The sequence below is a fragment of the Acinetobacter sp. HZNU-JH01 genome (genome assembly GCF_037996845.1).
GTDB lineage: Bacteria > Pseudomonadota > Gammaproteobacteria > Pseudomonadales > Moraxellaceae > Acinetobacter > Acinetobacter haemolyticus.
In genome coordinates this window covers 147,404-172,868 of sequence record NZ_JBBMZX010000001.1, presented here as the reverse complement: position 1 = coordinate 172,868, position 25,465 = coordinate 147,404, and the positions used below count along the sequence as shown (strand labels likewise).

The 25,465-nt window shown below is 37.4% G+C and carries 22 protein-coding genes; 14 read left to right on the top strand and 8 right to left on the bottom strand.

What is annotated here, in order from left to right; genetic code table 11:
- The first annotated feature begins 656 nt into the window (after nt 1-656).
- Genes aroQ through accC form a run of 3 tightly spaced genes read left to right on the top strand, consistent with a single transcriptional unit; the run spans nt 657 to nt 2,933 of the window.
- Complete coding sequence (aroQ, locus tag AAC851_RS00830) at nt 657-1,106, top strand: type II 3-dehydroquinate dehydratase (protein WP_100833697.1); 450 nt, start codon at nt 657-659, stop codon at nt 1,104-1,106.
- A 25-nt stretch (nt 1,107-1,131) separates the two neighbouring features.
- Nucleotides 1,132-1,551 carry an acetyl-CoA carboxylase biotin carboxyl carrier protein gene (gene accB / locus AAC851_RS00825; protein ID WP_004638908.1) on the top strand — a complete coding sequence of 140 codons (420 nt, stop codon included), beginning with the start codon at nt 1,132-1,134 and terminating at the stop codon, nt 1,549-1,551.
- 17 nt (nt 1,552-1,568) lie between these two features.
- Nucleotides 1,569-2,933, top strand: a complete 1,365-nt coding sequence (gene accC / locus AAC851_RS00820; protein WP_004638905.1) for an acetyl-CoA carboxylase biotin carboxylase subunit — start codon at nt 1,569-1,571, stop codon at nt 2,931-2,933.
- A gap of 47 nt (nt 2,934-2,980) precedes the next feature.
- On the opposite strand, the gene AAC851_RS00815 is transcribed toward accC, so the two are convergent.
- Entirely contained in the window at nt 2,981-3,457 is a 477-nt protein-coding gene (locus AAC851_RS00815; protein WP_004638902.1) for a hypothetical protein, read from the bottom strand.
- Between the two features lie 197 nt (nt 3,458-3,654).
- On the opposite strand from AAC851_RS00815, the gene AAC851_RS00810 reads away from it, so the two are divergent.
- Nucleotides 3,655-5,145 (top strand): amidase, encoded by a 1,491-nt coding sequence (locus AAC851_RS00810; protein WP_075315524.1) that lies wholly within the window; start codon nt 3,655-3,657, stop codon nt 5,143-5,145.
- Nucleotides 5,146-5,147: 2 nt separating this feature from the next.
- Here AAC851_RS00810 and AAC851_RS00805 read toward each other — a convergent pair whose 3' ends face one another.
- Both AAC851_RS00805 and AAC851_RS00800 read right to left on the bottom strand, forming a co-directional pair.
- Nucleotides 5,148-6,320 (bottom strand): MFS transporter, encoded by a 1,173-nt coding sequence (locus AAC851_RS00805; RefSeq protein ID WP_340600338.1) that lies wholly within the window; start codon nt 6,318-6,320, stop codon nt 5,148-5,150.
- A gap of 323 nt (nt 6,321-6,643) precedes the next feature.
- The gene (locus tag AAC851_RS00800; protein WP_340600337.1) at nt 6,644-7,123 is read right to left on the bottom strand and encodes an SgcJ/EcaC family oxidoreductase; all 480 of its coding nucleotides are present in this window, start codon (nt 7,121-7,123) and stop codon (nt 6,644-6,646) included.
- Nucleotides 7,124-7,464: 341 nt separating this feature from the next.
- Here AAC851_RS00800 and AAC851_RS00795 point away from each other — a divergent pair, with 341 nt between their 5' ends.
- Entirely contained in the window at nt 7,465-9,135 is a 1,671-nt protein-coding gene (locus AAC851_RS00795; RefSeq protein ID WP_340600336.1) for an FMN-binding glutamate synthase family protein, read from the top strand.
- 28 nt (nt 9,136-9,163) lie between these two features.
- Here the strand turns inward: AAC851_RS00795 and AAC851_RS00790 are convergent, their stop codons facing one another.
- The 4 genes from AAC851_RS00790 to AAC851_RS00775 are packed head-to-tail and all read right to left on the bottom strand — an operon-like array spanning nt 9,164 to nt 12,880.
- On the bottom strand, nt 9,164-10,192 hold the full coding sequence (locus AAC851_RS00790; protein WP_005080949.1) for an alpha/beta hydrolase: 1,029 nt from the start codon (nt 10,190-10,192) through the stop codon (nt 9,164-9,166).
- A complete protein-coding gene (locus tag AAC851_RS00785) occupies nt 10,192-11,313 on the bottom strand; it encodes a YdcF family protein (RefSeq protein ID WP_340600335.1) in 1,122 nt (373 codons plus the stop codon). Before AAC851_RS00785 ends, AAC851_RS00790 begins: the two co-directional genes overlap by 1 nt.
- A gap of 14 nt (nt 11,314-11,327) precedes the next feature.
- Nucleotides 11,328-12,374, bottom strand: coding sequence for a UDP-N-acetylmuramate dehydrogenase (gene murB / locus AAC851_RS00780; protein ID WP_257787231.1), 1,047 nt, complete (start codon nt 12,372-12,374; stop codon nt 11,328-11,330).
- Nucleotides 12,374-12,880, bottom strand: a complete 507-nt coding sequence (locus tag AAC851_RS00775; protein WP_004638887.1) for a low molecular weight protein-tyrosine-phosphatase — start codon at nt 12,878-12,880, stop codon at nt 12,374-12,376. Before AAC851_RS00775 ends, murB begins: the two co-directional genes overlap by 1 nt.
- Before the next feature lie 906 nt (nt 12,881-13,786).
- On the opposite strand from AAC851_RS00775, the gene AAC851_RS00770 reads away from it, so the two are divergent.
- The 3 genes from AAC851_RS00770 (at nt 13,787) to AAC851_RS00760 (ending at nt 16,539) form a co-directional block, all read left to right on the top strand.
- Nucleotides 13,787-14,374 carry a cytochrome b gene (locus tag AAC851_RS00770; RefSeq protein WP_125503138.1) on the top strand — a complete coding sequence of 196 codons (588 nt, stop codon included), beginning with the start codon at nt 13,787-13,789 and terminating at the stop codon, nt 14,372-14,374.
- A 564-nt stretch (nt 14,375-14,938) separates the two neighbouring features.
- Entirely contained in the window at nt 14,939-16,099 is a 1,161-nt protein-coding gene (locus AAC851_RS00765) for an iron-containing alcohol dehydrogenase (protein ID WP_125503140.1), read from the top strand.
- A complete protein-coding gene (locus tag AAC851_RS00760; protein ID WP_125503143.1) occupies nt 16,096-16,539 on the top strand; it encodes an acyl-CoA thioesterase in 444 nt (147 codons plus the stop codon). Before AAC851_RS00765 ends, AAC851_RS00760 begins: the two co-directional genes overlap by 4 nt.
- A gap of 42 nt (nt 16,540-16,581) precedes the next feature.
- Here the strand turns inward: AAC851_RS00760 and dnaX are convergent, their stop codons facing one another.
- On the bottom strand, nt 16,582-18,660 hold the full coding sequence (dnaX, locus tag AAC851_RS00755) for a DNA polymerase III subunit gamma/tau (protein WP_125503145.1): 2,079 nt from the start codon (nt 18,658-18,660) through the stop codon (nt 16,582-16,584).
- 192 nt (nt 18,661-18,852) lie between these two features.
- Between dnaX and AAC851_RS00750 the strand changes: the two genes are divergently transcribed.
- The 6 genes from AAC851_RS00750 (at nt 18,853) to AAC851_RS00725 (ending at nt 25,393) form a co-directional block, all read left to right on the top strand.
- Nucleotides 18,853-20,016: a cupin domain-containing protein gene (locus tag AAC851_RS00750; protein ID WP_125503147.1), complete on the top strand. Its 1,164-nt coding sequence runs from the start codon at nt 18,853-18,855 to the stop codon at nt 20,014-20,016.
- Between the two features lie 226 nt (nt 20,017-20,242).
- Entirely contained in the window at nt 20,243-21,304 is a 1,062-nt protein-coding gene (locus AAC851_RS00745) for a linear amide C-N hydrolase (protein ID WP_005090721.1), read from the top strand.
- 24 nt (nt 21,305-21,328) lie between these two features.
- The gene (locus tag AAC851_RS00740; RefSeq protein ID WP_125503149.1) at nt 21,329-21,829 is read left to right on the top strand and encodes a hypothetical protein; all 501 of its coding nucleotides are present in this window, start codon (nt 21,329-21,331) and stop codon (nt 21,827-21,829) included.
- 373 nt (nt 21,830-22,202) lie between these two features.
- On the top strand, nt 22,203-22,769 hold the full coding sequence (locus tag AAC851_RS00735) for a TetR/AcrR family transcriptional regulator (protein ID WP_005080969.1): 567 nt from the start codon (nt 22,203-22,205) through the stop codon (nt 22,767-22,769).
- A 531-nt stretch (nt 22,770-23,300) separates the two neighbouring features.
- Nucleotides 23,301-23,618: an ArsR/SmtB family transcription factor gene (locus tag AAC851_RS00730; RefSeq protein ID WP_004638870.1), complete on the top strand. Its 318-nt coding sequence runs from the start codon at nt 23,301-23,303 to the stop codon at nt 23,616-23,618.
- A gap of 68 nt (nt 23,619-23,686) precedes the next feature.
- Nucleotides 23,687-25,393, top strand: a complete 1,707-nt coding sequence (locus AAC851_RS00725; protein ID WP_335963692.1) for a SulP family inorganic anion transporter — start codon at nt 23,687-23,689, stop codon at nt 25,391-25,393.
- Nucleotides 25,394-25,465: the final 72 nt, after the last annotated feature.

The window sequence follows — 25,465 nt, the reverse complement described above, 5'->3', positions numbered from 1 at the left end:
AGCCAATCAATATAGCCTTTTAAGTCAGATGATCTTAGCGAAACCTAGCATATCTTTTTCGGACATTTTTATGTCATTAACTGCCATCAAAAATATAAAAACACATCACTTTTGCCAATTCCATATTTTCTCAAACCGCTTAGAGAATAAACAATTTCTTATAACATTAAAAATATGCCAAGAATCAAACTAACTTTGAAATCAAAACTTTATTGCAATGCATTTCCTCATGTCATCAACACGAAATTAAAAAACAAATATAAATATAGAAATCAAAATAAAAACAATAGATTAGTATCTTTCAAAAAAAATAAATCTGAATATTTATAACACTTATCCACTATTTATAGATCATGAAAAACCCATGATCGAAATCAACACTTTACAGTAATGACTGCTGAGTTACACAAATGCCATGAACCATTTCAGCCGATTCAGTTTAAAATAATGAAACTTTAAAAATATCGAAAAATTTGTCATATTTTAACATTGCCATTTCCTTGCAAAGTTTTCATTATATGCAGCATGCTTGGTATGCAAATTTCTTCATCGATTAAATGAAATTATAAAAAATTGCAGAATTTTGTGCCATAATAAGCAAACTTTGCAGACATCTTGCAAAAAACATTTGCAGTTTTAAAATTGGAGCAGGCTGAATGAGCTCAACCATTTTGGTAATTCACGGACCGAATTTAAACTTACTAGGAAAGCGCGAACCAGAAGTTTATGGTTATCTCACTCTCGATGATATTAACCAACAGCTCACTGCTCAAGCTAAACATGCATCACTGATATTAGATACATTTCAAAGTAACTGGGAAGGTGCGATCGTCGATCGTATCCATCAGGCGCAAAATGAAGGCGTTAAATTCATTATCATTAACCCTGCTGCACTCACCCATACTTCTGTTGCTATACGTGACGCCCTTCTCGGTGTTGCGATCCCATTTATTGAGGTTCATCTGTCAAATGTTCATGCGCGTGAATCATTTCGTCACCACTCATATTTATCAGACAAAGCCATCGGCGTGATTTGTGGCTTAAGTGCACAAGGTTATTCCTTTGCACTCAACTACGCTATCGAAAAAATTCAATCTTCTAATTAATTTAAACCTTCAGGAATGCTCACTCATGGATATCCGTAAAATCAAGAAGCTCATCGACTTGATGATTGAATCTGACTTACAAGCGATTGAAGTTAAGGAAGGTGATCAATCCATCTCATTGACTCGCCCAACACCAGTTTATGCAGCAGCGCCTGTTGCTGCCCCTGCGGCTACTGCAGCAGCTGCGCCAGTTGCAAAAACACCGCGTGGTGCAGTTGAACCATCTCCAATGGTAGGTGTGTTCTATGCAGCGCCGAGTCCTGGTGAGGCACCTTTTGTAAAAGTAGGTCAGACGGTTTCTGCTGGTGAAACACTTGGGATCATCGAAGCAATGAAAATCATGAACCCAATCGAGGCAACTCAAAGCGGCGTTATCGAAGAGATCCTAGTGAAAAATGGTGATGTAATCCAATTTGGTCAGCCATTATTCCGCTACCGCGCTTAATCAGTCTGGGGATTTCTATGTTGCAAAAAGTACTCATTGCAAACCGTGGTGAAATCGCATTACGAATTACTCGGGCTTGCAAAACGCTTGGCATTAAAACTGTTGGTATATATTCCGATGCAGATAAAGATTTAATGCACTTACGCTTCGTAGATGAAGCGGTTTGTATTGGACCGGGCACGACAAGTGAAAGCTATTTAAATATTCCTGCCATTATTACTGCCGCAGAAATCACAGGTGCTGATGCAATTCATCCTGGTTATGGCTTTCTCTCAGAAAACGCTGAGTTTGCTGAAATTGTAGAAAATTCTGGTTTTATTTTCATCGGTCCTCGCCCTGAGCATATCCGCCTCATGGGCAACAAGGTATCGGCGATTATTGCGATGAAAAAGGCAGGCGTACCTACTGTTCCAGGCTGTGACCATGCAGTAACTATCCACAATGCGCTTGCAGAAGCCAAAGAAATTGGTTTCCCGCTGATTGTTAAAGCTGCTGCTGGTGGTGGTGGTCGTGGTATGCGTATCGTTGAGCGTGTTGATACATTACTTGAGTCTGTTCAAGCTGCCCAACGTGATGCTGAAATGTGGTTCGGTGATGACACCGTTTACATGGAACGCTTTTTACAAAAACCTCGCCATGTAGAAGTTCAAGTACTTGGTGATGGAAATGGTCATGCAATTCATTTATATGATCGTGATTGTTCGCTCCAACGTCGTCATCAAAAAGTATTAGAAGAAGCACCTGCGCCAAATCTTCCAGAACAAGCACGTGCTGATATTCTCGAAGCTTGCGTAAATGCATGTAAGCTCATGCAATATCGTGGTGCAGGTACATTCGAATTCTTATTTGAAGATGGTGAGTTCTTCTTTATCGAGATGAACACACGTGTTCAAGTTGAACATCCTGTGACCGAGATGGTGACTGGAGTCGATATCATCGAACAACAACTTCGTATTGCTGGTGGTTTAGGTCTAAACCTTGAACAACATGAGATCGAAGTGAAAGGTCATGCGATCGAATGCCGTATCAATGCTGAAGATCCAACGACCTTCCTACCATCACCAGGTCAAATCAATAGTTTCTACGCGCCAGGTGGTGCAGGTATTCGCTTAGATTCTCATATTTATCAAGGCTACAGCATTCCCCCATACTATGATTCAATGATTGCAAAATTAATTGCTCATGGTAAAGATCGCGAAACATCACTTGCACGTATGCGCCAAGCACTCGATGAAATGATTTTGACAGGTATTAAAACCAATATCCCATTACATAAAGATTTGATCTTGAAGGACAAAAACTTCTGCGAACAAGCAATGGATATTCATTACCTTGAAAAGCATTTGCTAAAACAGCTTGAACCAAAAGCTGAAACTGCTTAAATAAAAAACCTCTTATTTACGAATAAGAGGTTTTTTATATCAATATTTTATGGCAAAACACGGCGTAAAGTTGCAAAGCACTTGTCGCCTTTTTCATTGGCACAAAAATCTATCGTATGAGGATTAGCCCATTTGACAAAATATTGAGAAACCTCACCTGTTTGATCAACTTGCTGGCCTGAACAATCAACTTCATTATTATCATATTTGATTTGTAAAATAAGTGCGGGTAAACGCTCTAATTGATTGTCAGAAGGCTGATAGTCATACATTCCATAAGACCACTCTTTACCACTTCTAATTACAACTTCATTTGCACCACGAAAATTGTAGTACTCAACACATTTTTTATTATTTGGTATTTCCATTCCCCAAAGCCCCATAATTTCAGGACGATTTGTTACACGAATGCTATTCGCTGTTGCCATTTGGGGGGTGTTCACAACACTCGTATTTGCTGTCGTTTCAGCCAATGTCCATGTTGAGCAAGCACACAAGAATCCAATAATATAAATATTTTTCATAGATTTAATTTAAGTTATCATCTAAACATTCCTTGGCTTTAACTTAGCATATTTTTCAATAAAAACACTGCTTCATAACCATATCAACACAATATTTTTCTGGTGCAATCTATTTATTGATTTTACTTTTTTAAGGTATGCTAAGTTCAATTTGAACGAAATTTTACTGTAAAAATTTAGCTTTAGGGATCAAAGCCATGAAATTTTCTGAATACGTCCAATATGATGGTCTTGGTTTAGCTCAGCTTGTAAAAAATAAAGAAATTCAAGCAGTAGAGTTATTAGAACTTGCCCTAGAACGGAGTGCTCAAGTTAATCCCAAACTCAATGCAATTATCATCCCGATGCATGAACAAGCCAAGCAACGCACTAAACAAAATCTATCGGGACCATTTGCAGGCGTTCCCTTTTTAGTAAAAGATTTATTTCAAGAATATCAAGGTGTACCCACTTCTTATGGCAGCCATTCATTAAAAAGAATCAATTACACCCCGGATTTTAATGCAGAAATTGTAAACCGTTGGGAAAAAGCAGGAATCATTAGTTTTGGTCGAACCAATACACCAGAGTTCGGAATCAAAGGAATTACGGAACCCGATGCTTGGGGGGCATGCCATAATCCATGGAATTTAAAACATAATAGTGGTGGTTCATCGGGTGGATCTGCTTCAGCAGTGGCAGGTGGTATTGTACCGATCGCAGGTGCTGGAGATGGTGGAGGCTCAATCCGCATTCCCGCATCTTATTGTGGATTGTTTGGGCTTAAACCAAGTCGAGGTCGTACACCATGGGGACCACAATATAGTGAAGCCATGCATGGTGCAGCGATGCAACATGTTTTATGCAAAACAGTTCGTGACAGTGCTGCTATGCTCGATGCAGTGCAAGGTCCTGAACAAAGCTCACTTTTTACCATTCAGGCGCCCGATCAAAAATATCTGGATATCATCCAGCAATCCCCTAAAAAACTTAAAATCGCATTTAACACCCAATCACCTATTGGCACTAAAGTATCTAAAGATGCTATTCAAGCCATTCAACAGACCGCCAAACTTTTAGAGTCACTTGGACATATTGTGGTGGAAGATCGCCCCAAAATCGATGGACTTGCTTTAGCAAAAGACTTTATTACGACATGGTTTAGCCAATTCTCCTATATGCAAGCACAAATCAAACAAATGACCGGCTCTACAGATCAGGACTTTGAGCTTGACTCCATTGCTTTGGCTGCATTTGGTGCTAAAACAACAGCAACTGAATATATTCACAACCTCAATAACTGGGGACTTTATAGCACTCAAATGAACATTTTCTTTGAGAAATATGACCTTTATTTGACTCCAACCACGGCTTCAGTTGCACCAAAAAATGGTGAGATTGCTACGCCTGCGTGGCAGAAACCCATTCTAAAAGGTTTACTAAAACTCGGAAAAGCACATTATCTTGCACAAGGGAAACTGGTTGAAAAAATGGTACAAGACAATTTAAGCTGGGTGCCATTCACACAACTGGCAAATGTTACAGGTTTACCTGCCATGTCAGTGCCCTTATATTGGAATAAGCATGGTTTACCACTTGGTAGTCAGTTTATCGCTCCGTTTGGGCGGGAAGATCGCTTGTTACAACTTGCAGCACAATTAGAACAAGCTCAACCATGGATGCCTCAATACAAGAAAATATCGCTTTAATATTATTTCTGGGTTGCCGTCTCAAGCTGATTCGGCAACCAATAAATCAAGATCAAACCGAACAGCACAATAATACCTGCACACAAGAAAATGGTCGCACCCGATAAAAGCGTCCAGTAATGTCCAGCCAACAAACTTCCAGATGCCACTCCCAAGCCCCACATCGTGCTATACAAAGCTTGCCCGCGCCCCTGTTGGCCTGCTGAAAAATTTTGGAAAATTACTTTCATCGCAATTAAATGAAACAAACCAAAGCTAAATGCATGTAAACATTGCGCCAATAATTGCCCCATATAGTTCGTTTCAAAGATTCCAACCAAAAACCAACGTACACTTGTCATAATTAGACAAACAGCAACCAATATTCGCCATGAAAACCGACTAAAGAAAAGTTTATGAGCTACAGCAAACATGATGATTTCAGCGATAACTCCTGTCGCCCACAGACTTCCAATCTGTGTAGTGCTATATCCGACCTCATGTAAATAATTACTATAAAAGCTATAAAATGGTGCCTGAGAAAACAACAAAATAAATTCAATGGTAAAAAATGCTGCAATCATTGGCCGCTTTAATACTGGCCACAATGGTTCTAATTTTTTCTGTGAACTCGGTGCATGCTTAGGCTCATGGATTGTAAATGACCATAAGAAAGCAAGAAATGAAATTGCTAGAAGTAAGATCGGCAACATTGATATTGGAATAATTTCAAGTATTGCCCCAATAGCAAATACACCAACAATAAAGCCTACAGAACCCCATTTTCGCACTCGCCCATAAAGCTCTGCTCGTTTCTCTCCCAACCAAAATAATGTTACCCCTTCAAATTGGGCTAAAATTGCATTCTGAAAAAAACTAAAAATCAGCATCAACAACGCAACAGACTGAAAATTATTTGGAATAATAAAAATTAAAAACCAAATACAGGCCTCCATCCACGTTGCAATTCGAACGAGAAGCATACGTCTACCCGATTTATCAGCAATCCAGCCCCAAATCAATGGTGCAAAAAATCGAGTGATAATCGCAATAGAAGACAAAATTCCTATTTCTTGGTAATCAAAGCCCTGATCTTGAAGATATAAATTCCAATAAGGCATAAACGTCCCCACGATCGCGTAGTAAAATAGGTAAAAACCACCTAATCGTGTTTGGATTGTAAGAAGTTGGGACAAGTTATAGACCTTCACATTTTCAATACACTGACTTATCAAATCATTTTGCTAAGCTGAGTCATAAATTGTAACTTAACCGAGCAATCAATAAATCAATTTAGCTAAAATATTTTCAAATAAAACAAATGGATCTAAGGAAAATCATGAGCATGCAGCAAGAAACATAGAATCAAGTAGCGAATATGTATTAAAAATTTGAGATGCATTTTAACATCAAGCATCTTCCTTATATCTCCACACTCTAAAATTAATATTTAAAATTAGAGATAAATATCATTCTATCTCTAATTTATATAAACATCTTTTAATACAATATTATTTTATTAAATCTCTGGCATTAACGAAGAATGATGACTCGTAATTAACCACTGGTTACCATTCCATTGATAGGTATAACTATAACGGGCTTTTACAAACTCTCCTGTTTTTGCAAAAGAAAACGTATAGACCCCTATATCCAATGCAGTATTACAGCCAATATCGATAAATCGTGTTTCAATCTTTCCCGAAGGTGCATTTTCCATAAAATGCTTAAAATAATCTTCCTTTTCAGCAGGGGTAAATCTCAATTTATTAGATAAAGTTGGAAGTAAAACCGAGTCTTGGGCATAAAGCTTTACAATGCTTTCAGGTTTTCCACTTTGTAAATCTTGATTCCATTTTTCAAATAATGCGCTAATTTCTTGATCATTTGTGCTTTTACATGCTTTTATTTGGTGTGCAGAATGATCATCAAACTTACTCACACTCACACAACCTGATAAAACACCGCCAAATAACACAGAAACAGAAACCAGTTTCAATTTTTACCTCCTTATAGTTAAATAATTATCTTATTCAATTCATAAAATGGAACTTATATTTAGACCATTTAATAAATCCCCCACATTTTAAGTTTAGTTTTAAATTCTGGATTGGCATTAAATCTCTTTTTTGTTATTTATCTGTATCATATTAATTTATAGTTAAATAAATTAAGACCACATAATATAAAATTCAATTATAGATCTTAATTATTATAAACATATTATATTAAAGTAGATCGTTATTTAGAATCATTATCTCTACTAACAATTCCTCACTTGTACTTCTCTGTCAGTATTGGCAAGGTTACAACTAGTGAAATATCTGGAAATTGAAACACATGGCTAGTCCAGCACAAGCTATACGACACAAACTACTTAATACTTTTTTTTCAAGACATTCGATTTGGTTCTTATGTATTTTTACTGCTTTAACGATTACATGGTTTAAGATTACCCACACCCCGCATACCATTTATTATTTTATATCGGATACTATACTTAACGGCTTATGGTTAGTAACAGGTATTCTCAGCTTAATTGGTCTGCACGACTTATTACAAAAGAAACATGCCATTTTAAGAAACTATCCAATCCTTGGACACTTCCGTTTTATATTTGAGGATGTTCGCCCTGAAATCCGACAATATTTTATTGAAGCCGATCAAGATGCGCTGCCATTTTCACGTATGCAACGAAGCCTCGTCTATCAACGGGCTAAAAATGAAAACGCAGATAAACCTTTCGGTTCCATCATTGATGTGTATGAACCCAACTATCGCTTTATCGTTCATTCAATTACACCATGTCCACCTGCTGATCCCAAAACTTTCCGTGTACATATTGGAAACGCACAATGTAGCCAGCCATATAGTGCTTCTATCATGAATATCTCTGCAATGAGTTTTGGTAGCTTGAGTGCAAATGCAATTCGTGCGTTAAACCAAGGCGCTCGATTAGGCAATTTTTATCATGATACAGGCGAAGGAAGTTTGAGTCCTTATCATCTAGAAAATGGTGGTGATATTGTATGGCAAATCGCCAGTGGCTATTTTGGCTGCCGCACACCTGACGGTTTATTTGATCCAGAAAAATTTGCTCAACAGGCTAAAAACCCACAAATCAAAATGATCGAAGTTAAACTTTCTCAAGGCGCGAAACCTGGTCACGGCGGTATACTGCCAAAACATAAAATCACCGAAGAAATTGCACGCATTCGTGGCATTTCGAGAGAACATGATTGTGTTTCCCCCTCTAAGCATCCAAGTTTTAATACACCCATTGAAATGATGCATTTTATTCAGCAACTTCGAGAACTTTCTGGTGGAAAGCCAGTTGGATTTAAATTATGTATTGGCCAACCTTGGCAATTCATGAGTATCGTAAAAGCAATGCTAGAAACCAAGATTGTTCCTGATTTTGTAGTAGTGGATGGCTCCGAAGGTGGTACTGGTGCAGCCCCGATAGAATTTAGTGATTATATAGGTACACCTCTACGAGAAGGCTTACGTTTCGTACACAACACACTTGTAGGTGCTGGTCTGCGTAGCCAAGTCAAAATTGGCGCGAGTGGAAAAATTATTAGTGCTTTTGATATTGCCAGCACTTTTGCACTCGGGGCCAATTGGGTGAATTCTGCACGCGGTTTTATGTTTGCTGTAGGATGTATTCAAGCTCAAAGCTGTCACACCAACCAATGTCCTGTTGGAGTCGCCACACAAGATCCTGACCGTCAAAAGGCAATTCATGTACCAAGCAAAGCAGAGCGCGTATTTAGTTTCCATAAAAATACATTGCACGCCCTTTCTGAAATGATTGCCGCAGCAGGCTTACAACACCCTTCCGACATCAAAGCACATCATTTAGCTCAACGTATGAATGATCGTGAAATCAAAAACTACGCACAGATCCATTTCTTCCTCAAAGAGAAAGAACTGTTACAAGATGAGCTACATGATGATGAGAATTTTTATTATCGCATGTGGAAAATGGCAGATGCCAAAAGCTTTTAATTCTTAAATTGTTTGATAGAAATCACCACTAATAATAGTGGTGATTTGGTTTTGCATGTAGGAATGCTGGAATTAATCCTGTTAATGCCGCACGAATATCAGCACGCTCATTAATTAATTGATGCGAGCCTTCCTCTAACATCAATAATGTCTGTAACCTAAATTTACGGCGAATATATTCAATGTTGTATCGCCAATCCACGGTCTGATCAAGTGCACCTTGGGCTAACCATACTGGGATACGACAAGCCGGACGTTGCTCCATTTCTAGCATCCACTTTGACATCGCCAGAATCCAATCCATACCCATCATACGAGGTTGTAATGGATCTTTCAGTCGAATAAAACGCAAAAACTCGGGATTGTGATTATTACGGCGGAAATGTCGTGGTACTTGACTTTTAATACGACGAATGATGCCTAATCCAACTGAATTGTGCCACCATGCCGTTTTTGCAGGTCGGATCAAAGGTGACAATAACAATACCCGATCTACGATTGGATCTTCTCGACGTTCAGCAAATTCCAATAAATGATGCATCCAGATCGCACCACCCGTACTTTGTCCAATGCCTAACCAAGGTCTAGGTAATTGTTTTGCATCACGTACCGCATCATAAACTGCATGAAGTACTTGTTGGTAATGATCAAAGTTCTGGATGCTGGCAGCAGAGCCATCACTTAAACCATGTCCTGGCAAATCATAGGTCAACACACTAAAACCTTGATCAAGAATCTCTTTGATAATAGGTTGATAAATACCGCTATGCTCTAAATAACCATGTAATAAACACACTGTACCTTGCACACGATCTCTTAAAGGTTGAAATACTTGCACATGTAGTCGAAACAAAGGCATTTCAACATAGCCTTGCCAATGCTCACATTCTAATGAGTCCAATCCATACAATTTACGATAAGCCAAAAGTGCCTTTGGTGGTTCAATCGTTTTATTCAGATCCAATACTTCAAGTAGCTGAGGTGTTGTCTCACGATTAGGTACAGGTAGATCCAGTTGCTTTAAAATTGTCGGATTTAGAAAAGGAATATTTGACATTATGGTATCTCCCGACAATCACTTGAACCAAACAACACATCACGGATCGTGGCAAGTAACTCATAATTTGCACGACGACTATGGTCATAATTCTTTTCACTTGGACGCCAACTTGTTAATTTAGTTGGCATCGGCGCAACAACAGGAACCGTCTCGATTCCATTTAATGCAAATAAACGTCGAGTTCGCGGCATATGATACTCATCTGTAATGAGAATAACCTTAGGAGCACCACCTTTCTTTTGCAGCAGTAAAGAACTAAAACGTGTGTTTTCACATGTGTTCATACTTCTATTTTCTAATAGTTTGGCTTTAATGCCACGTTCTTCTAACCAAGCTTGCATATAAGGCGCTTCCACACCACTTAAAACAATAGGCAAGTTATATTGCTTTTCAACTTCCAACGTACGTTCTAAACGAAGTCTTGTATAATTATTCACAACAATATCTTTGCCATTTGCGCCAAGTGTTAAGCCCCCACCCAGAACAACAATTGCATAAGGTTGACTTGTATCTTTTAAATCACCACGATCATCTTGTTTATTTTTTTTAGACTCAAGTAAATCCTTACTCAGTAATGACTCGGATTCTTCATCTATAGGTAATGGTATAGGATAAGTATCTAGAAAATTAAGATATGCATCCATCAAAGCCTGATTCTCGGTAGTCGTATGTTGCAAAAAATCAGCTGGGCTACTTGCTGCAAGCATATGCTCTTGCTCGGAAGCTTGTTCTGGCAAACTTGTTTTTTTGTTTGGATCTTCTGGTGCTTTCTCTTGTTCTTCAACAATCAGCTGTTGTAACACCTTATAACGTGCTTGAAGGACTCTAAGATCCTCAGCATCTCGTTGTTTATCCTTATTATCCAACAACTTAAAATATGCTTGCCGCGCGATCCATAAATTTGAACCAGGTTCTAGGCTCTCATGTTCACTCAAAGCCGCCGATTTTTGGCTTTCAGCAGCGACTTCATTTACATTGAACGAGACAAAATGATTTAAACCTTTGACCATTACTTGAGAATAAAAAGGTGAATATAAAAAAAGCACAAAGCAGCCCAATAGCACGAAAAGTATCGTAATGATTCGCACCAAACTGACCATCCAATGCACTTTCTTCATATATCTCCTCAACTCTAATGTGATTGAATTAAACCTTGATCACTGTACAACACAGGTTCAGGTTCAAGCTGAATACCAAATTTCAGTTTTACATCATGCTGTACCGCTTTGTATGTACGCTGAACATCAACTAAGGTGGCATTTGAGTAATTCACCAAGACTAACGCCTGTTTATGGAACATACCCACTGGACCAAGCTGTTTTCCTTTCCAGCCTGCTTGGTCAATCAACCAACCTGCTGCAACTTTAACACTGCCGTTGCCTTGAGGATAATGTGGAATGTTTGGGAATTGTTGAGTAATTTTGTCAAATTCAATTTCTGTTAATATAGGATTCTTAAAAAAACTACCGACATTTGGATATTCTTTTGGATCTGGTAACTTACTTTGGCGTATCTGAATCACTTGATTCTGCAAATTTTCAGCAGTTAAGTCATCAGCTACTGCCTGTTTTAGATCACCATAACTTAACTTTAGATTTTCATGCTTTAACAATCTAAAGGTAACACTCACAATGATATAACGCTGCGGATGATCTTTAAAAATACTGTGGCGATAAGAAAAATGGCAGTCACGAGCAGCAATGGTGTCAAATTGCTTCAGTTGGCGATCATAGACTTGCACGGATTCGATAAACTCCCCCACCTCCACACCATAAGCACCTATATTTTGCACTGGTGAAGCACCTACCAAACCTGGAATTAACGCAAGGTTTTGTAGACCAAACCAGTTTTGCTTGGTGCAATATAATACGAAATCATGCCAAACCTGACCCGCACCAACTTTTACCGCAATAGTTTGATCATCTTCACTCAGCACGTTGATACCCTGAATATTGAGATGGATCACCAAAGCATGAATATGTTGTGGCAAAAGCAAATTGCTACCACCAGACAAAATGAGAACATTCAAGTTTTCTTGTTTAGCAAATGCCAAAGCATCAACGATTTCACTGGATTGATTAAGCTGAACATAATGAGAAGCGACTACATCAAGATTTAAGGTATTTAAATGTTGAAGTTGAACCTGTTGTTTTACTTGCATATGACATTTAACCTTAATTACGCAACGCTCATTTGTTCTTTTAGAATATTTACCCAAGCTTGACTACTCGATTCACACTGATCAAGTACACGCTCAAAACCATCAGCTCCACCATAGTAGGGATCTGGAACAGCCTGCTGGGAATATCGAGGATCATGTTCACTCATTAAAGCAATTTTGGCACGAATTTTATGCGCACCGAACTCAGTGATAGCTTCAGACATGAGCGATTGAATATCATGGTAATTTTCATGATCCATGGCAAGAATCAAGTCAAACTCAATAAAATCTGTCAAGATCATTTGTCTCGCCCTCAATGCAGAAAGATCATAGCCTCGTTGACTTGCATGTTGCTGACTACGGCGATCTGGAGCTTTATTCGGGTGATAATTGCTGGTACCTGCCGAATCGACGATTACATTCAGGCCATGCGCATCACAATGATGTCTAAAAACAACTTCTGCTGTTGGTGAGCGGCAAATATTTCCTAAACAGACACACAACACCTTATAGGGCGTTTTCATTTAAAAAAACACTCCAACAGCTTGTATTTTGAATAGATAGTTATATGACATGCAAAATTCCTGCAAAATAAACGCAAAACTATTAAATGTCATTATGCATGAGTTGACCATTCTGACATCAGGTATTTTGTCAAAACTTGCATTGATTTGAAAGGAAATAATGTTTATTAGTAATGATTATTCTTCTTAGATGTTTACTTTTTGGAAATAAATGAAGTGTGCAAACTACGGGTGCATAGCTTGGAGCCGCGCTCAACAATTACATTTATTTGACTAACTTTTGAATATCAAGCTGACATCTTAACTGTCTTGATAGTCTAATTCTAATTGCAACTGATCAGCTTGTAGAGTACCAATGAGCTCGCTTGGGTTTGGTTCCAAACAGATATAGAGGCTTGAACTTCAACCACTAACCACTAACCACTAACCACTAACCACTAACCACTAACCACTAACCACTAACCACTAACCACTAACCACTAACCACTAACCACTAACCACTAACCACTAACCACTAACCACTAACCCAATTTTAGATAAATTTATAATAAAAATAATAAATGTTTTAATACTATCTTAATAATTAATTTCGTATAGTTTCATACGAACCAAAATTATCCAATGTAAGCATATGAATAATATAAATAGTTGCTCATATATCTATCCTATCTATCCCATTAGCAGTCTTGTTCTTAGACCTAATTCTTAACAGAACCAGAAGGATGATTTATTTATGAATGCGAAATATCGAATGCGCTATGAATATATTTCCACTCCCTCAAAACAAACAATAAAAAATTAAATTATATCAGTCATTTATTTGGTGATTTGGAGTTTGTAAAAACTCTAAACACAAATAATTCCTTTTCAGCCAGCTTAAGTTATTTAACCTTCGGAGAATCACTCATGCCGTTACATAATACATCCACAGACTATGGAACCATTGCTAAATGGTTTCACTGGGGAACAGCACTGTTATTTCTAGCAGCATATTGCTCTGTTTATTACAGACATTGGTTTACAGAAAGAGGGACACCTGAAAACTTTACTGCACTACAGTTACATCTATCGGTAGGCATCAGTATTGGTGTGATCATCATACTCAGGATTATATGGCGTCTTAAAAATCAACAACCTAAACTAGAGCCCGCAAGTAAACTATCCCATTTAGCGGCCCACGCAGGTCACTTTGCCTTGTATTCCATTATGATCATTACACCGCTTACTGGATATCTAGGTACAGGCGTAGATACAGAGTACTTCTTCCTTTTTAATATTCCAAAATTTGAAGATACCTATATCTTCCAAAACTGGATACATAATGGACTAGGAATAAGTTTTGAAGCATTTGAAAAACCTATTGATTTTATTCACAAGGAAATTTTGGGTAAATGGCTAATTTGGATATTAATTGCAGGTCATGCTGGTGCCGCCTTATACCATCATTACGTTAAAAAAGACCAGACATTGATTAAAATGACAAGTAGTAAATAGTTTACAAAGACTTTGTTACACAAACCTATTTCTAAAGGCTTATTCAACAATATAATTCTTATATGAATAAGCCAATGTCTACAATATATCGTATACCAATTGGTCTTATTATCATAAGATACTGATAAATATAAAAAATAGTTTTTGACCCTAGAACGCAACAATGAGTACACTCAAAGGCAAACCAAGCTATATCATATTAAATTATAGGGCGATATATTATCCGCAAAGGATTTTTCACGTATGGTTTGAGCACAACTCAGCTTTGGTATATTTCTGCAACAAAATCCTTTACACACATCTAACCGTCTAACACCCTAATTGGGCGTTTTAGATGGCATAATTTCTTCAGAGTTACACACTCAAAACAGCATCTAATGTTAATTTATTTGTGTTCTGAAACTTATAGCAATCTCAAATTAAAATTTTGCATTTGTAGAGTTTTATTAACAATTTAACGATGTTTTTAGACTATGTCGGATACGTATAGAGAAATACTGACATTCCCAAATACACGTGGCAGAATGAAAACAATTAGATTTTCCAAGCAGAAAGGACACAAGTATGAACTCATTTCAATTTCAGACCGTTTCCAACATTATTTCAGGCTTGGGCTCTATCAATGAACTTGGCAGTATTCTGCAATCACAGAATTATCATAAAGCGCTCTTAGTTACTGATCAGGGAATGATTCAGCATCAGCTTCACCTACCCATCTTAAAAATTTTAGATCAAATTGGCTTGGACTATATTATTTATTCAGATATACAAGCCGACCCTCCAGAACACCTTGTATTAGAAGCAGTTGAGTTCGCCAAACAGGAGCAGATTGATGTTGTGATCGGTTTTGGAGGTGGCAGCTCCATGGATGTCGCTAAATTAATTGCACTACTTGCACACCCGCAGCAGCAGCAACATCTCACTGAGATTTATGGCGTAAATCAGGCAAAAGCACCTCGTTTGGCTTTAATCCTTGTTCCAACTACAGCCGGCACAGGCTCAGAAGTTACCCCTATTTCAATTGTCACTACGGGTGCAACGACCAAAATGGGCGTTGTCTCTCCTATTCTTTATGCAGATGTGGCAATTTTAGATGCAACATTTACCCAAGCGTTACCAGCACATATCACTGCCGCAACAGGGATAGATGCAATGGTACATGCGATAGAAGCCTACACATCACAGCTTAAAAAGAACTTTTATGCAGATATGTTAGCTAAAAATGCATTATTGTTACTCAACAATAATTTAGCCAAAGTACTTAAGAATGGATCAGATCTAGAGGCACGTCAAAATATGCTGGTAGGTTCAATGCTGGCTGGTCAAGCATTTGCTAATGCACCCGTAGGTGCAGTGCATGCCTTAGCCTATCCATTGGGTGGACATTTTCATCTTTCACACGGCCATACTAATGCACTGGTTCTTGTTGAAGTTCTAAAATTCAACGCGCCAAAAGCGAAACAATATTATGCTGAATTAATGCAACTATTAGATCCTCGAAGCACAGGCTGTATCGATGGCCTATGCGATTTGCTCATTGATCATATGCAAAATCATTTAGACCACAGTGGTTTGACGCTAAAACTAAAAGATTTGAATATTGCAGAATCACAATTAGCACAACTTGCAAAAGATGCGATGTTACAAACTCGATTATTGCAAAATAATCCTAGAGAGATGACGGAGCAAGATGCTTTACAAATTTATCAGGCGATTTATGCATGACTAAACCAACTTTAAGAACACGTGAACAATTTAAATTCTTTTTTAACATTCAAACACGTTGGGCAGATAACGATATTTATGGTCACGTCAATAATGTGACCTATTATAGTTACTTTGATACTGCCGCAAACTCACTCCTCATTCAGAAAACAGGGTTTGACATTCACAACAGCGAAATTATTGGATTAGTCGTTGACTCAGCATGCAGCTTCCTCCAAGAATTGTCTTTTCCAGAAATCATTGAAGTCGGTGTTGCAATTGGAAAAATTGGTAACTCTTCCTTACGTTATGAGTTAGCAATTTTTAAACAGCATCAAATACAAGCTGCTGCTCAAGGGCATTTTGTTCATGTATTTGTCGATAGAAAAAATCGCAAAAGTACAGCAATTCCTCAAAATATGCGTGAGGTACTTAATCAATATCTACTGATAGAAAAATAGCAACCAAGGCAAAGTGAAAAAACTTTGCCTTGGTTAAGTAGACTAAGGTTTCAATTGGATATTTTGCAACTCAGCATCAAATGTATCCACTAAACTTTTAATCGTTGGCTCTTGATGCAACAACTCTACTGCACGATTAAATGCTTTTTCCTTACGTGAGTTTTGCAAAATCAAAGGAGTACTGGAGCTTACATCACCATACTCTACACTGAACTGAGTCTTCGGCCATTGTGCTTTCAATGCTTCCTCTAAACCATGTTGCAATTGAGACAACATCCCCTCATATTGCTGTGGAATATGAAAAATAGAAGCACCATTAATTTGCCCATGCATCACGCCATGCTGTGCGAGCTCTTGTACTGCTGGTGACAATTGACTGGTTCTAAACCAATATTCCCATTTTGCTAAATCCCACTCTCCTTCTAACACCTGCATAGGCAGTTTGAGAATGTCCTGAGGCATTAAATCTGTTGGTGTCACCTCATCCTGTTGCGTCATAAATACATCTGGCTTTTCGCTATCATCGCCAGTCTCTTTTATAACTGCCTCAGGAATAGCCACATCGACAGGTTGAGTATCATCCACCACTAAATCGAAATGATCATCCTGTACCTGCTCAACGATTTGCTCACTCAATTGAACTTGGGTATTTGACTCAACTGAAAAAACTAAAACATCTTCTGACTTAGTAATATCTAACTGAAAATGTTGCTGATCAACTGATGTATCCAATCCGATAAGCTGGCCATTCTCAGCATCAAAAACCATTAGATCAGCATTTTTCTGTTCAGGTTCAGGTTCAGGTTCAGGTTCAGGTTCAGGTTCAGGTTCAGGTTCAGGTTCAGGTTCAGGTTCAGGTTCAGGTTCAGGTTCAGGTTCAGGTTCAGGTTCAGGTTCAGGTTCAGGTTCAGGTTCAACATTAACTACTTTAGCATCTACTGCAAGCTGCTGTTCAACACCTGAACTTTGGGTGAATTGCAGTGATGATGTTTCAATAATTACAGTTGACTGATCACTGACGGTGACTTCACCTATGCTCAATGGTCTAAATGCAAGCATCCGCAAAACACACATTTCAAAACCTTGTTCTTGTGTGACCGCCAACTGCAAATCTGCACGACCTTTACATGCGATTTGATAATAAAGTTGTAAATCTTGTGCTGAAACTAAACGAGCAAGATGTAAGATTTTCTGATTAATTTCTTCGCTGTATTTTAGGGCAAGATCAGGCAAATACTGCAACATGGCCAATTCATGCAATGTTGAAACCAACTGATCGAGAACCAATGAAACATCTAATGCTTGTTGTCTAAATTGCATCAGCAATTGACTCACTTGCGCCTGCTGATTTTGATGAATAGCTAAAATCAAATCATAAATAATCGTACGATCAATCAAGCCCAACATATCTTTGACATCTTGATGATGCACTACACCTTGGCCATAGGCAATTGCTTGGTCAGTTAAAGATAATGCGTCACGCAAAGAACCTTGTGCAGACTCCGCAATTTGCCAAATTGCATCTTGATCCGCATCAATATGCTCTTTAGCCAAGATCGCTGTTAAATGTTCAGTAATTTCGTCTACAGCCAGAGGGCGCAACGTAAATTGCAAACAACGTGAAACCACAGTAATTGGAAGCTTTTGTGGATCAGTCGTCGCAAATAGAAATTTTACATGCTCAGGAGGTTCTTCCAATGTTTTAAGTAAAGCATTAAAAGAATGCGTAGAAAGCATATGCACTTCATCAATCAAGTAAACTTTGAATCGACCTTGTGTCGGTGCATAAGGAACATTATCAAGCAGTTCACGGGTATCTTCGACTTTAGTCCGTGATGCTGCATCAATTTCGATCAAATCAATAAAACGACCTTCATTCACCGCTTTACAAGTAGCGCATACTTCACATGGTGTTGAAGTTACACCAGTTTCACAATTCAAACACTTGGCTAAGATACGTGCAATCGTGGTTTTACCAACCCCACGCGTTCCTGTAAATAAGTAAGCATGGTGTAAACGTCCACGCTCCAAAGCGCTGGTTAACGCACGAGAAACATGATTTTGCCCCACTAACTCATTGAAATTACGAGGACGGTATTTTCTTGCCAGTACTTGATACATGTATGCTCCCTTTTTGCATCTTAAGCATACTGTTTTTTTGAAAGACTGTGAACGAATACGCTGCTAATTGATCAAGATTAAATACATTCCATCATTTTTATTTCCACAATGATTACATCGCGACAATGCTTGCACCAATCCTCAACTGCATAGACAATACACCTCAAACTTATACGTTTTGGTTTTCTCCTTATGTCTCAACAATCTTTGACGGTTTTAGGCGGTATTACTGCAGAACAATTTCTTGCCGAATATTGGCAAAAGAAACCTTTACTTGTACGCAATGCGATGCCTGAGATCATTGGTCTATTAGAACCAGCAGATGTTCAGGAACTCGCATTAGAGGAAGATGTTACCGCTCGCTTAATCCGTCAAAAAAATAAAAATCCAAATGAATGGCATGTCAAATCATCGCCACTAACCAAAGGTGACTTCCAAAAACTACCGAATCTTTGGACGCTCTTGGTACAAGCAGTAGACCACTACTCTTTTGATATCGCAGAATTATGGAAAAAATTTCCTTTTATTCCACAGTGGCGACGTGATGACATTATGGTGTCTTATGCACCTAAAGGAGGATCTGTTGGTAAACATTTTGACTTTTATGATGTTTTCTTAGTACAAGGTTATGGTCATCGCCGTTGGCAGTTGGGCCAAAAATGTGATGAATCAACTGCGCTTATTCCTGATCAGCCACTAAAACTTCTCGCGGACATGCATGTTGAATTTGACGAAGTGCTTGCACCTGGCGATTTACTTTACGTTCCACCAGGACTTGCACATTATGGTGTTGCAGAAGATGACTGTTTAACATTTTCTTTTGGCTTCCGTATGCCAAACCTCTCAGAAATGATTGATCAGGTCAGTGATAAGTTTGCTGAAAATGAAACACTTAAAAAACCACTCATCGACATTGCACGTCAACACACTGCTCCAATCGGTAAGATCAACAGTACTGAACTTGCCTATTTAAAAGCGCAATTGTTAGATTATCTTACTCAAGCCCCTGAGTTTGAGGCGGCAATCATGTCTTATATGAGTGAGTCAAATTACCCGAATAGCATTCCTGAACCTGAAGAAATTACAACAGAAGATTTACTGGAGGTCATTGGGACTGGTTATCAGTTAATTTTAGAACCAGCATCGAGACTGCTCTACAGAGAACAAGGAGACAGTTTAGATTTCTGGGCAAACAGTGAAAATGTATGTGTGTCCAAAAATTTCGAAAATGAATTAAAGAAAATCGCGGATGGTGAAAGCTTAGAGTTTAATGAGCAATTCAATCAACATGAAGTTTTAGAAGATATAGCTCAATTGCTCAATAGTGCAATCGTGATGCTTTTGCCTCCAAACTAATTTGTTAGAAACGACTTTCGAGTAAATTTATGGAAGTATATGAAACACATCAACTATGTCGTTTTATTACAGGTCATTAACTATACTCGAAAGTTGTAATCCAATTATTGGTATAAAAATTACATATTAATATTTGAATAACAATAAAAAATTTATAAACTGTTTATTAATAATATTAAACATACATTAAAGCTAATTATTTTTTGATTACAACGGAGTCATCACCATGCTTAAAAAAACCTTAGTTTGTTCATTTATTGCATCCTCCCTCTTTCTTCAGACAGTTCACGCTTGTACTAGAGCAGTGTATTTAGGCAATAATGATCATATTATTACTGCCCGCTCAATGGATTGGAAGGTTGATGTCGGAACAAACCTTTGGATTATGCCAAGTGGTATCGAACGCGATAGCAATGCTGGACCAAAATCACTGAAATGGAAATCCAAATACGGTAGTGTGATCGCAACTGGCTATGATATTTCGACAACAGATGGAATGAATGAAGCAGGCTTAGTGGCAAATGTGCTTTGGTTAGTAGAATCTCAATATCCTGACACTAAAAAATCGAACAAACCACAATTAAGTATCTCCGCTTGGGCACAATACGTACTTGATAATTTCTCAACAGTAGCTGAAGCAGTTAAAACCTTAGAGAAAGAACCATTTGATTTAATTACAGACAACGTTCCTGGTGAGCAACGCCTAACAACATTACACTTGTCGATTTCAGATAAAACTGGTGATAGTGCGATTGTTGAATATATTGGGGGTAAGCAAGTCATCCATCATAATAAAAAATATCAAGTGATGACCAATTCACCAACCTTTGACCAGCAACTTGCATTGAATACCTATTGGCAGCAAATAGGTGGAACCGTTATGTTACCTGGTACAAATCGTGCTGCGGATCGATTTGCACGCGCATCATTCTATATCAATGCAATTCCTAAAAATGATAATCCAAAAGATGCAATCGCCTCTGTATTTAGTGTTATTCGTAATGCATCTGTACCCTATGGTTTAAATACAGCAGAAGAACCGAATATCTCTTCAACACGCTGGAGAACTGTAGCAGATCATAAACAGCAATTATATTTCTTCGAATCTGCAGTTTCACCAAATGTTTTTTGGATAGATTTAAAGAAAATTAATTTTAAAGATGGAATAACGCGTAAACTTGATCTTGGCAAAGATCAACAGAATACCTTTGCTGGTGATGCCACGAATCAATTTAAAATTGCCAAGCCATTTGAGTTTCTTGGTCCTCAGCTACACCATTCACGTTAAAAATTCACCCAAGAGAATTCAGATATGAAAAAAATCATTGTCTTAATTGGTCTTTCGTTCACACTTGCTGGTTGTGTCACACCAGTAACATCAACAAGTAGTAACAGCAATGATCTTATAGCAACAGCAGGTTCTTTAACCTGTAAGGCGAATGAACTTTGTCCGAGTGTGGTTGTTGAATGGGACAAGCAAAACAAACAACAACTTAAGCTTGATGTCGCACTGACTAGTAGTTATGACTATTATGATATCGGTAACATTATTTTTACCATCGATGGCAAAACATTTACCTATGCACCTATAGGACCGACCCAGCAAAAATATATAAACCGTTTGATTCCAAAGCGCTCATCCAACACTTTCGTTATTCCGAGTTCATTTTTGTATGAGTTGAGAAATGCCAAAAATGTGGATCTCGCTATAGAGACCAACAAAGGCGTAATTAAACGTTCAGTTTATACCCCAACACAACAATCTATGCTTTACCATAACTTTGCACAACTCATAACGGAACTCACCCGCTAATCCCTCCTTGTTTACACATAATTAGAGATCAATTGTATTGCTACAGTTGATCTTTAATTTAAAAAATGCAAATGATTATTATTTAAATTTATATGCTTAGTTATTTACTCACTATTTATATAAACTAAAGTTAACTACAATTTATTTTTTTTATATTTTCTTATTAACTCATATATACAGTTTCGATATTAATATTATAAATTCATGCTGTTATTTTTAACTGGTCTATTTCGTTGTAAAATTTAAAATCAATCAAATAAATATTGTTATTTTTCGCTATGATATTTATTTGATACGGTGTAGACTATTCGCCAAAATTGCATGATGAAATGCAAAAAGATGCTCTTGATGACGAGCAAACTCGAGGCGTTATATGTCAAAAAAAGAAGATATTATTACCACAGCATTACGACTGTTTAACTCGCATAGTTACAATTCGGTTGGGGTTGATCGGATCATAAGCGAGTCTAATGTCGCAAAAATGACATTTTACAAATATTTCCCTTCCAAGGAAAAATTAATTCAAGAATGTCTGATCCAACGCAATCAAAATTTACAAGCCTCGTTAAATTTAACACTAGCAGAGTGTGACCCAACAGATCATTTGGGACAGCTTAGAGCAATTTTTGAATGGTATTCAGCATGGTTCAATAGTGACGATTTTAACGGCTGCATGTTCCAAAAAGCACTCGATGAAGTTATTAAAATCTACCCTTCGACTTTGGAACCAGCAACACAATATAAAATTTGGTTGACGGCACTCATTGAAAACTTGCTTGCGAATCTTGGGATTCAAAATCCAATCCATCTGGCAACACTCATTGTAAGCATACTTGATGGTATGACAATACAGGCACATGTCAACAAAAGCTCAGTCGATATTAATGAGTATTGGAAACGTGTAAATCAATTAATCAGTTTTGAGCAAGCACTAACATAAACAGCTCTATCCCTTTAGTCATAGAGGGATAGCTTATAAAAAATAATGTGATAAAAAAATAAAGCGTGATTTATAATTATTTTTCTGGCTCACGCTTGCGTCTGAGTGTAAAAGAATAATAAGTATTATTACCCTCTGGCGGTTATGTTTTCACATCTCCGATCCTTTTTATGCAGACAGATTATTCTGTCTTATTGGCAATTGTATACAATTTTTCACAAAGCACAATCATTATTTTAATTTTTTGCATATTTTTAGATATATTAACAACTTAATTTTATTGTTTAACAAAAATTAATAATTACTACTTACATCAGAATGGATTGATCCGTTTTTAAGCAATAAAAATTATTTTGTGAATTACATCTATAATAAACATTATTTTTGAGATATAAATCACAAAAACACATATACTTATTAGATTTTTTGATATGATATGTCATTAAAATCCATTGCAATTATGCAGTTTTACTACATTTTTTCCCATTTCTCACCTTATACTAGACCCGGTTTTCTGGTAGTGATGAGCGTATGCAAAAGGATCTTGAAATTGAGGCAATGAGAGAGTCTGCTGATATCGTTGTAAATGTACTTAAATCTCTTGCAAATACTGATCGATTAATCATTTTGTGTCATCTAACTCAAAAAGAGCTCAATGTTTCTCAAATTGCCGAAGTAACAAAAATTGTTCAACCCACACTTTCACAACAACTGATGATGTTGCGTAAAAGTAAAGTAGTATCTACTCGCAGAGATGGTAAACAAATTTTTTACTCTATCCTTGATCCCAAACTCAGTATTCTTTTAGAAACCTTATATAAACATTATTGTCCCCAAGTAGAAGTTTAAATTATCTCTCCTTTGTTTAGCATTTTTTCTGCATAATATATATAAATTTATGATTTAGAATATTATGCATGAAACTGCTAATGCCTGACTTTGATAGATTATTTCCAGCTCGTAAATGGTTGAGTCATTATCAAACAGCAAGTTTTAAGGCTGACCTAGTCGCAGCCTTAATCGTACTTGCTATGCTTGTCCCACAAGGCATGGCTTATGCAATGTTAGCAGGACTACCTCCAATCATGGGTATATACGCAAGTATTTTGCCAATGATCATTTATGCCTTTACGGGCAGTAGTTCAACACTTTCAATCGGTCCTGTTGCCATTATTTCAATGATGGTTTTTGCAGCATTGAATCCCCTATTTACAGTGGGATCTCAAGCCTATATTGAAGCAGCCTGCCTACTTGCCGTCTTAGTTGGTTTGATCTCATTTGTTCTTGGCATTTTCCGTTTTGGATTTTTAATCCAACTGATTAGCCACCCCGTGATCAAAAGTTTTATCATCGCGTCTACTTTATTAATTGCCTTGGGACAATTTAAGTTCTTATTTGCTATTCCTTTACAAGCGAACAATATTCCTGAGTTTATTATTAGTCTTCAACAAAATTTTCATCAAATCAGTTTAAGTAACTTTAGTATCGGAATTATTTCAATTGTCTTACTGTTCTTATTGCCTAAATTAATTCGATCAGGTTTTATAAACAGAATCATTCCATTGTTGATTCTACTTTGCTCTATTCTCATCATGACATTTATCATTAATAGCAGTCACTATTCAATTCAAACGGTTGGTGTCATCCCCTCAGCTTTACCCAGTTTTCATTTTCCATCTTGGAACTGGAATTTGGTAATACAATTACTCCCAAGTGCTTTTATGATCGCCATGATTAGCTTTATTGAGTCACTGGCCATAGCACAGGCAACTGCGCTAAAAAAACGTGACGATCTAAACAGCAACCAAGAACTGATCGCTCTTGGCTTAGCCAATATCGCTGCTGGCATAAACTCTGGTTTTGCAGTTTCAGGTAGTTTATCTCGTACTGTAGTCAATGCTGATGCTGGCGCAAAAACCCCTATGGCAGGTGTTCTATCTTCCATCTTGATGATCGTTGTCAGCTTATATTTTACTGGATTTTTTCAAAATCTACCTTTAGCAGTCTTGGCCGCAACCATTTTTGTTTCTATCTGGAAGTTGATAACACTGAGTCCTTTCATTGAGACATGGCGATATTCAAAAGCAGATGGTTTGGCAATGTGGGCAACTTTTATCGGCGTAACCTGTATTGATATCACGACAGGATTAATCATTGGAATTATTTTAACGTTTGTACTATTACTGTGGCGTGTCAGCCGCCCACATATCGCGGTGATCGGATTAGTAGAAGGCACGCAGCATTTTAGAAATATATCTCACTATAAAGTAATTACCTCGCCTGATATCATTTCATTTCGTGTTGATGAAAATCTAAGCTTTCTCAACGCACATGTACTGAAAGGCTACATCATTACTCAGGTGAGTCAAAACCCTCAACTACAGCACGTTGTCATTAATTGCTCAAGCATTAGCAACATCGATCTGAGTGCGCTTGAAATGTTGGAGGAAATAAACATAGAGTTATCACTTTTAAATATTCAACTACACCTTTCCGAAGTCAAAAGTCCTGTGATGGAAAAGCTAATCAAATCAGCTTTGATCAAGGAATTGTCTGGACAAGTTTTTCTAACGCATTACCAAGCGATACAACAACTTTCGGAAAGCAGCGCGACAAAAAAGTAATTTATAGCTCTTTTTTTATTCAAAAAGATATGGCATATTTTTTAAAAATACTTTTTAAAAACATTGTGTTAT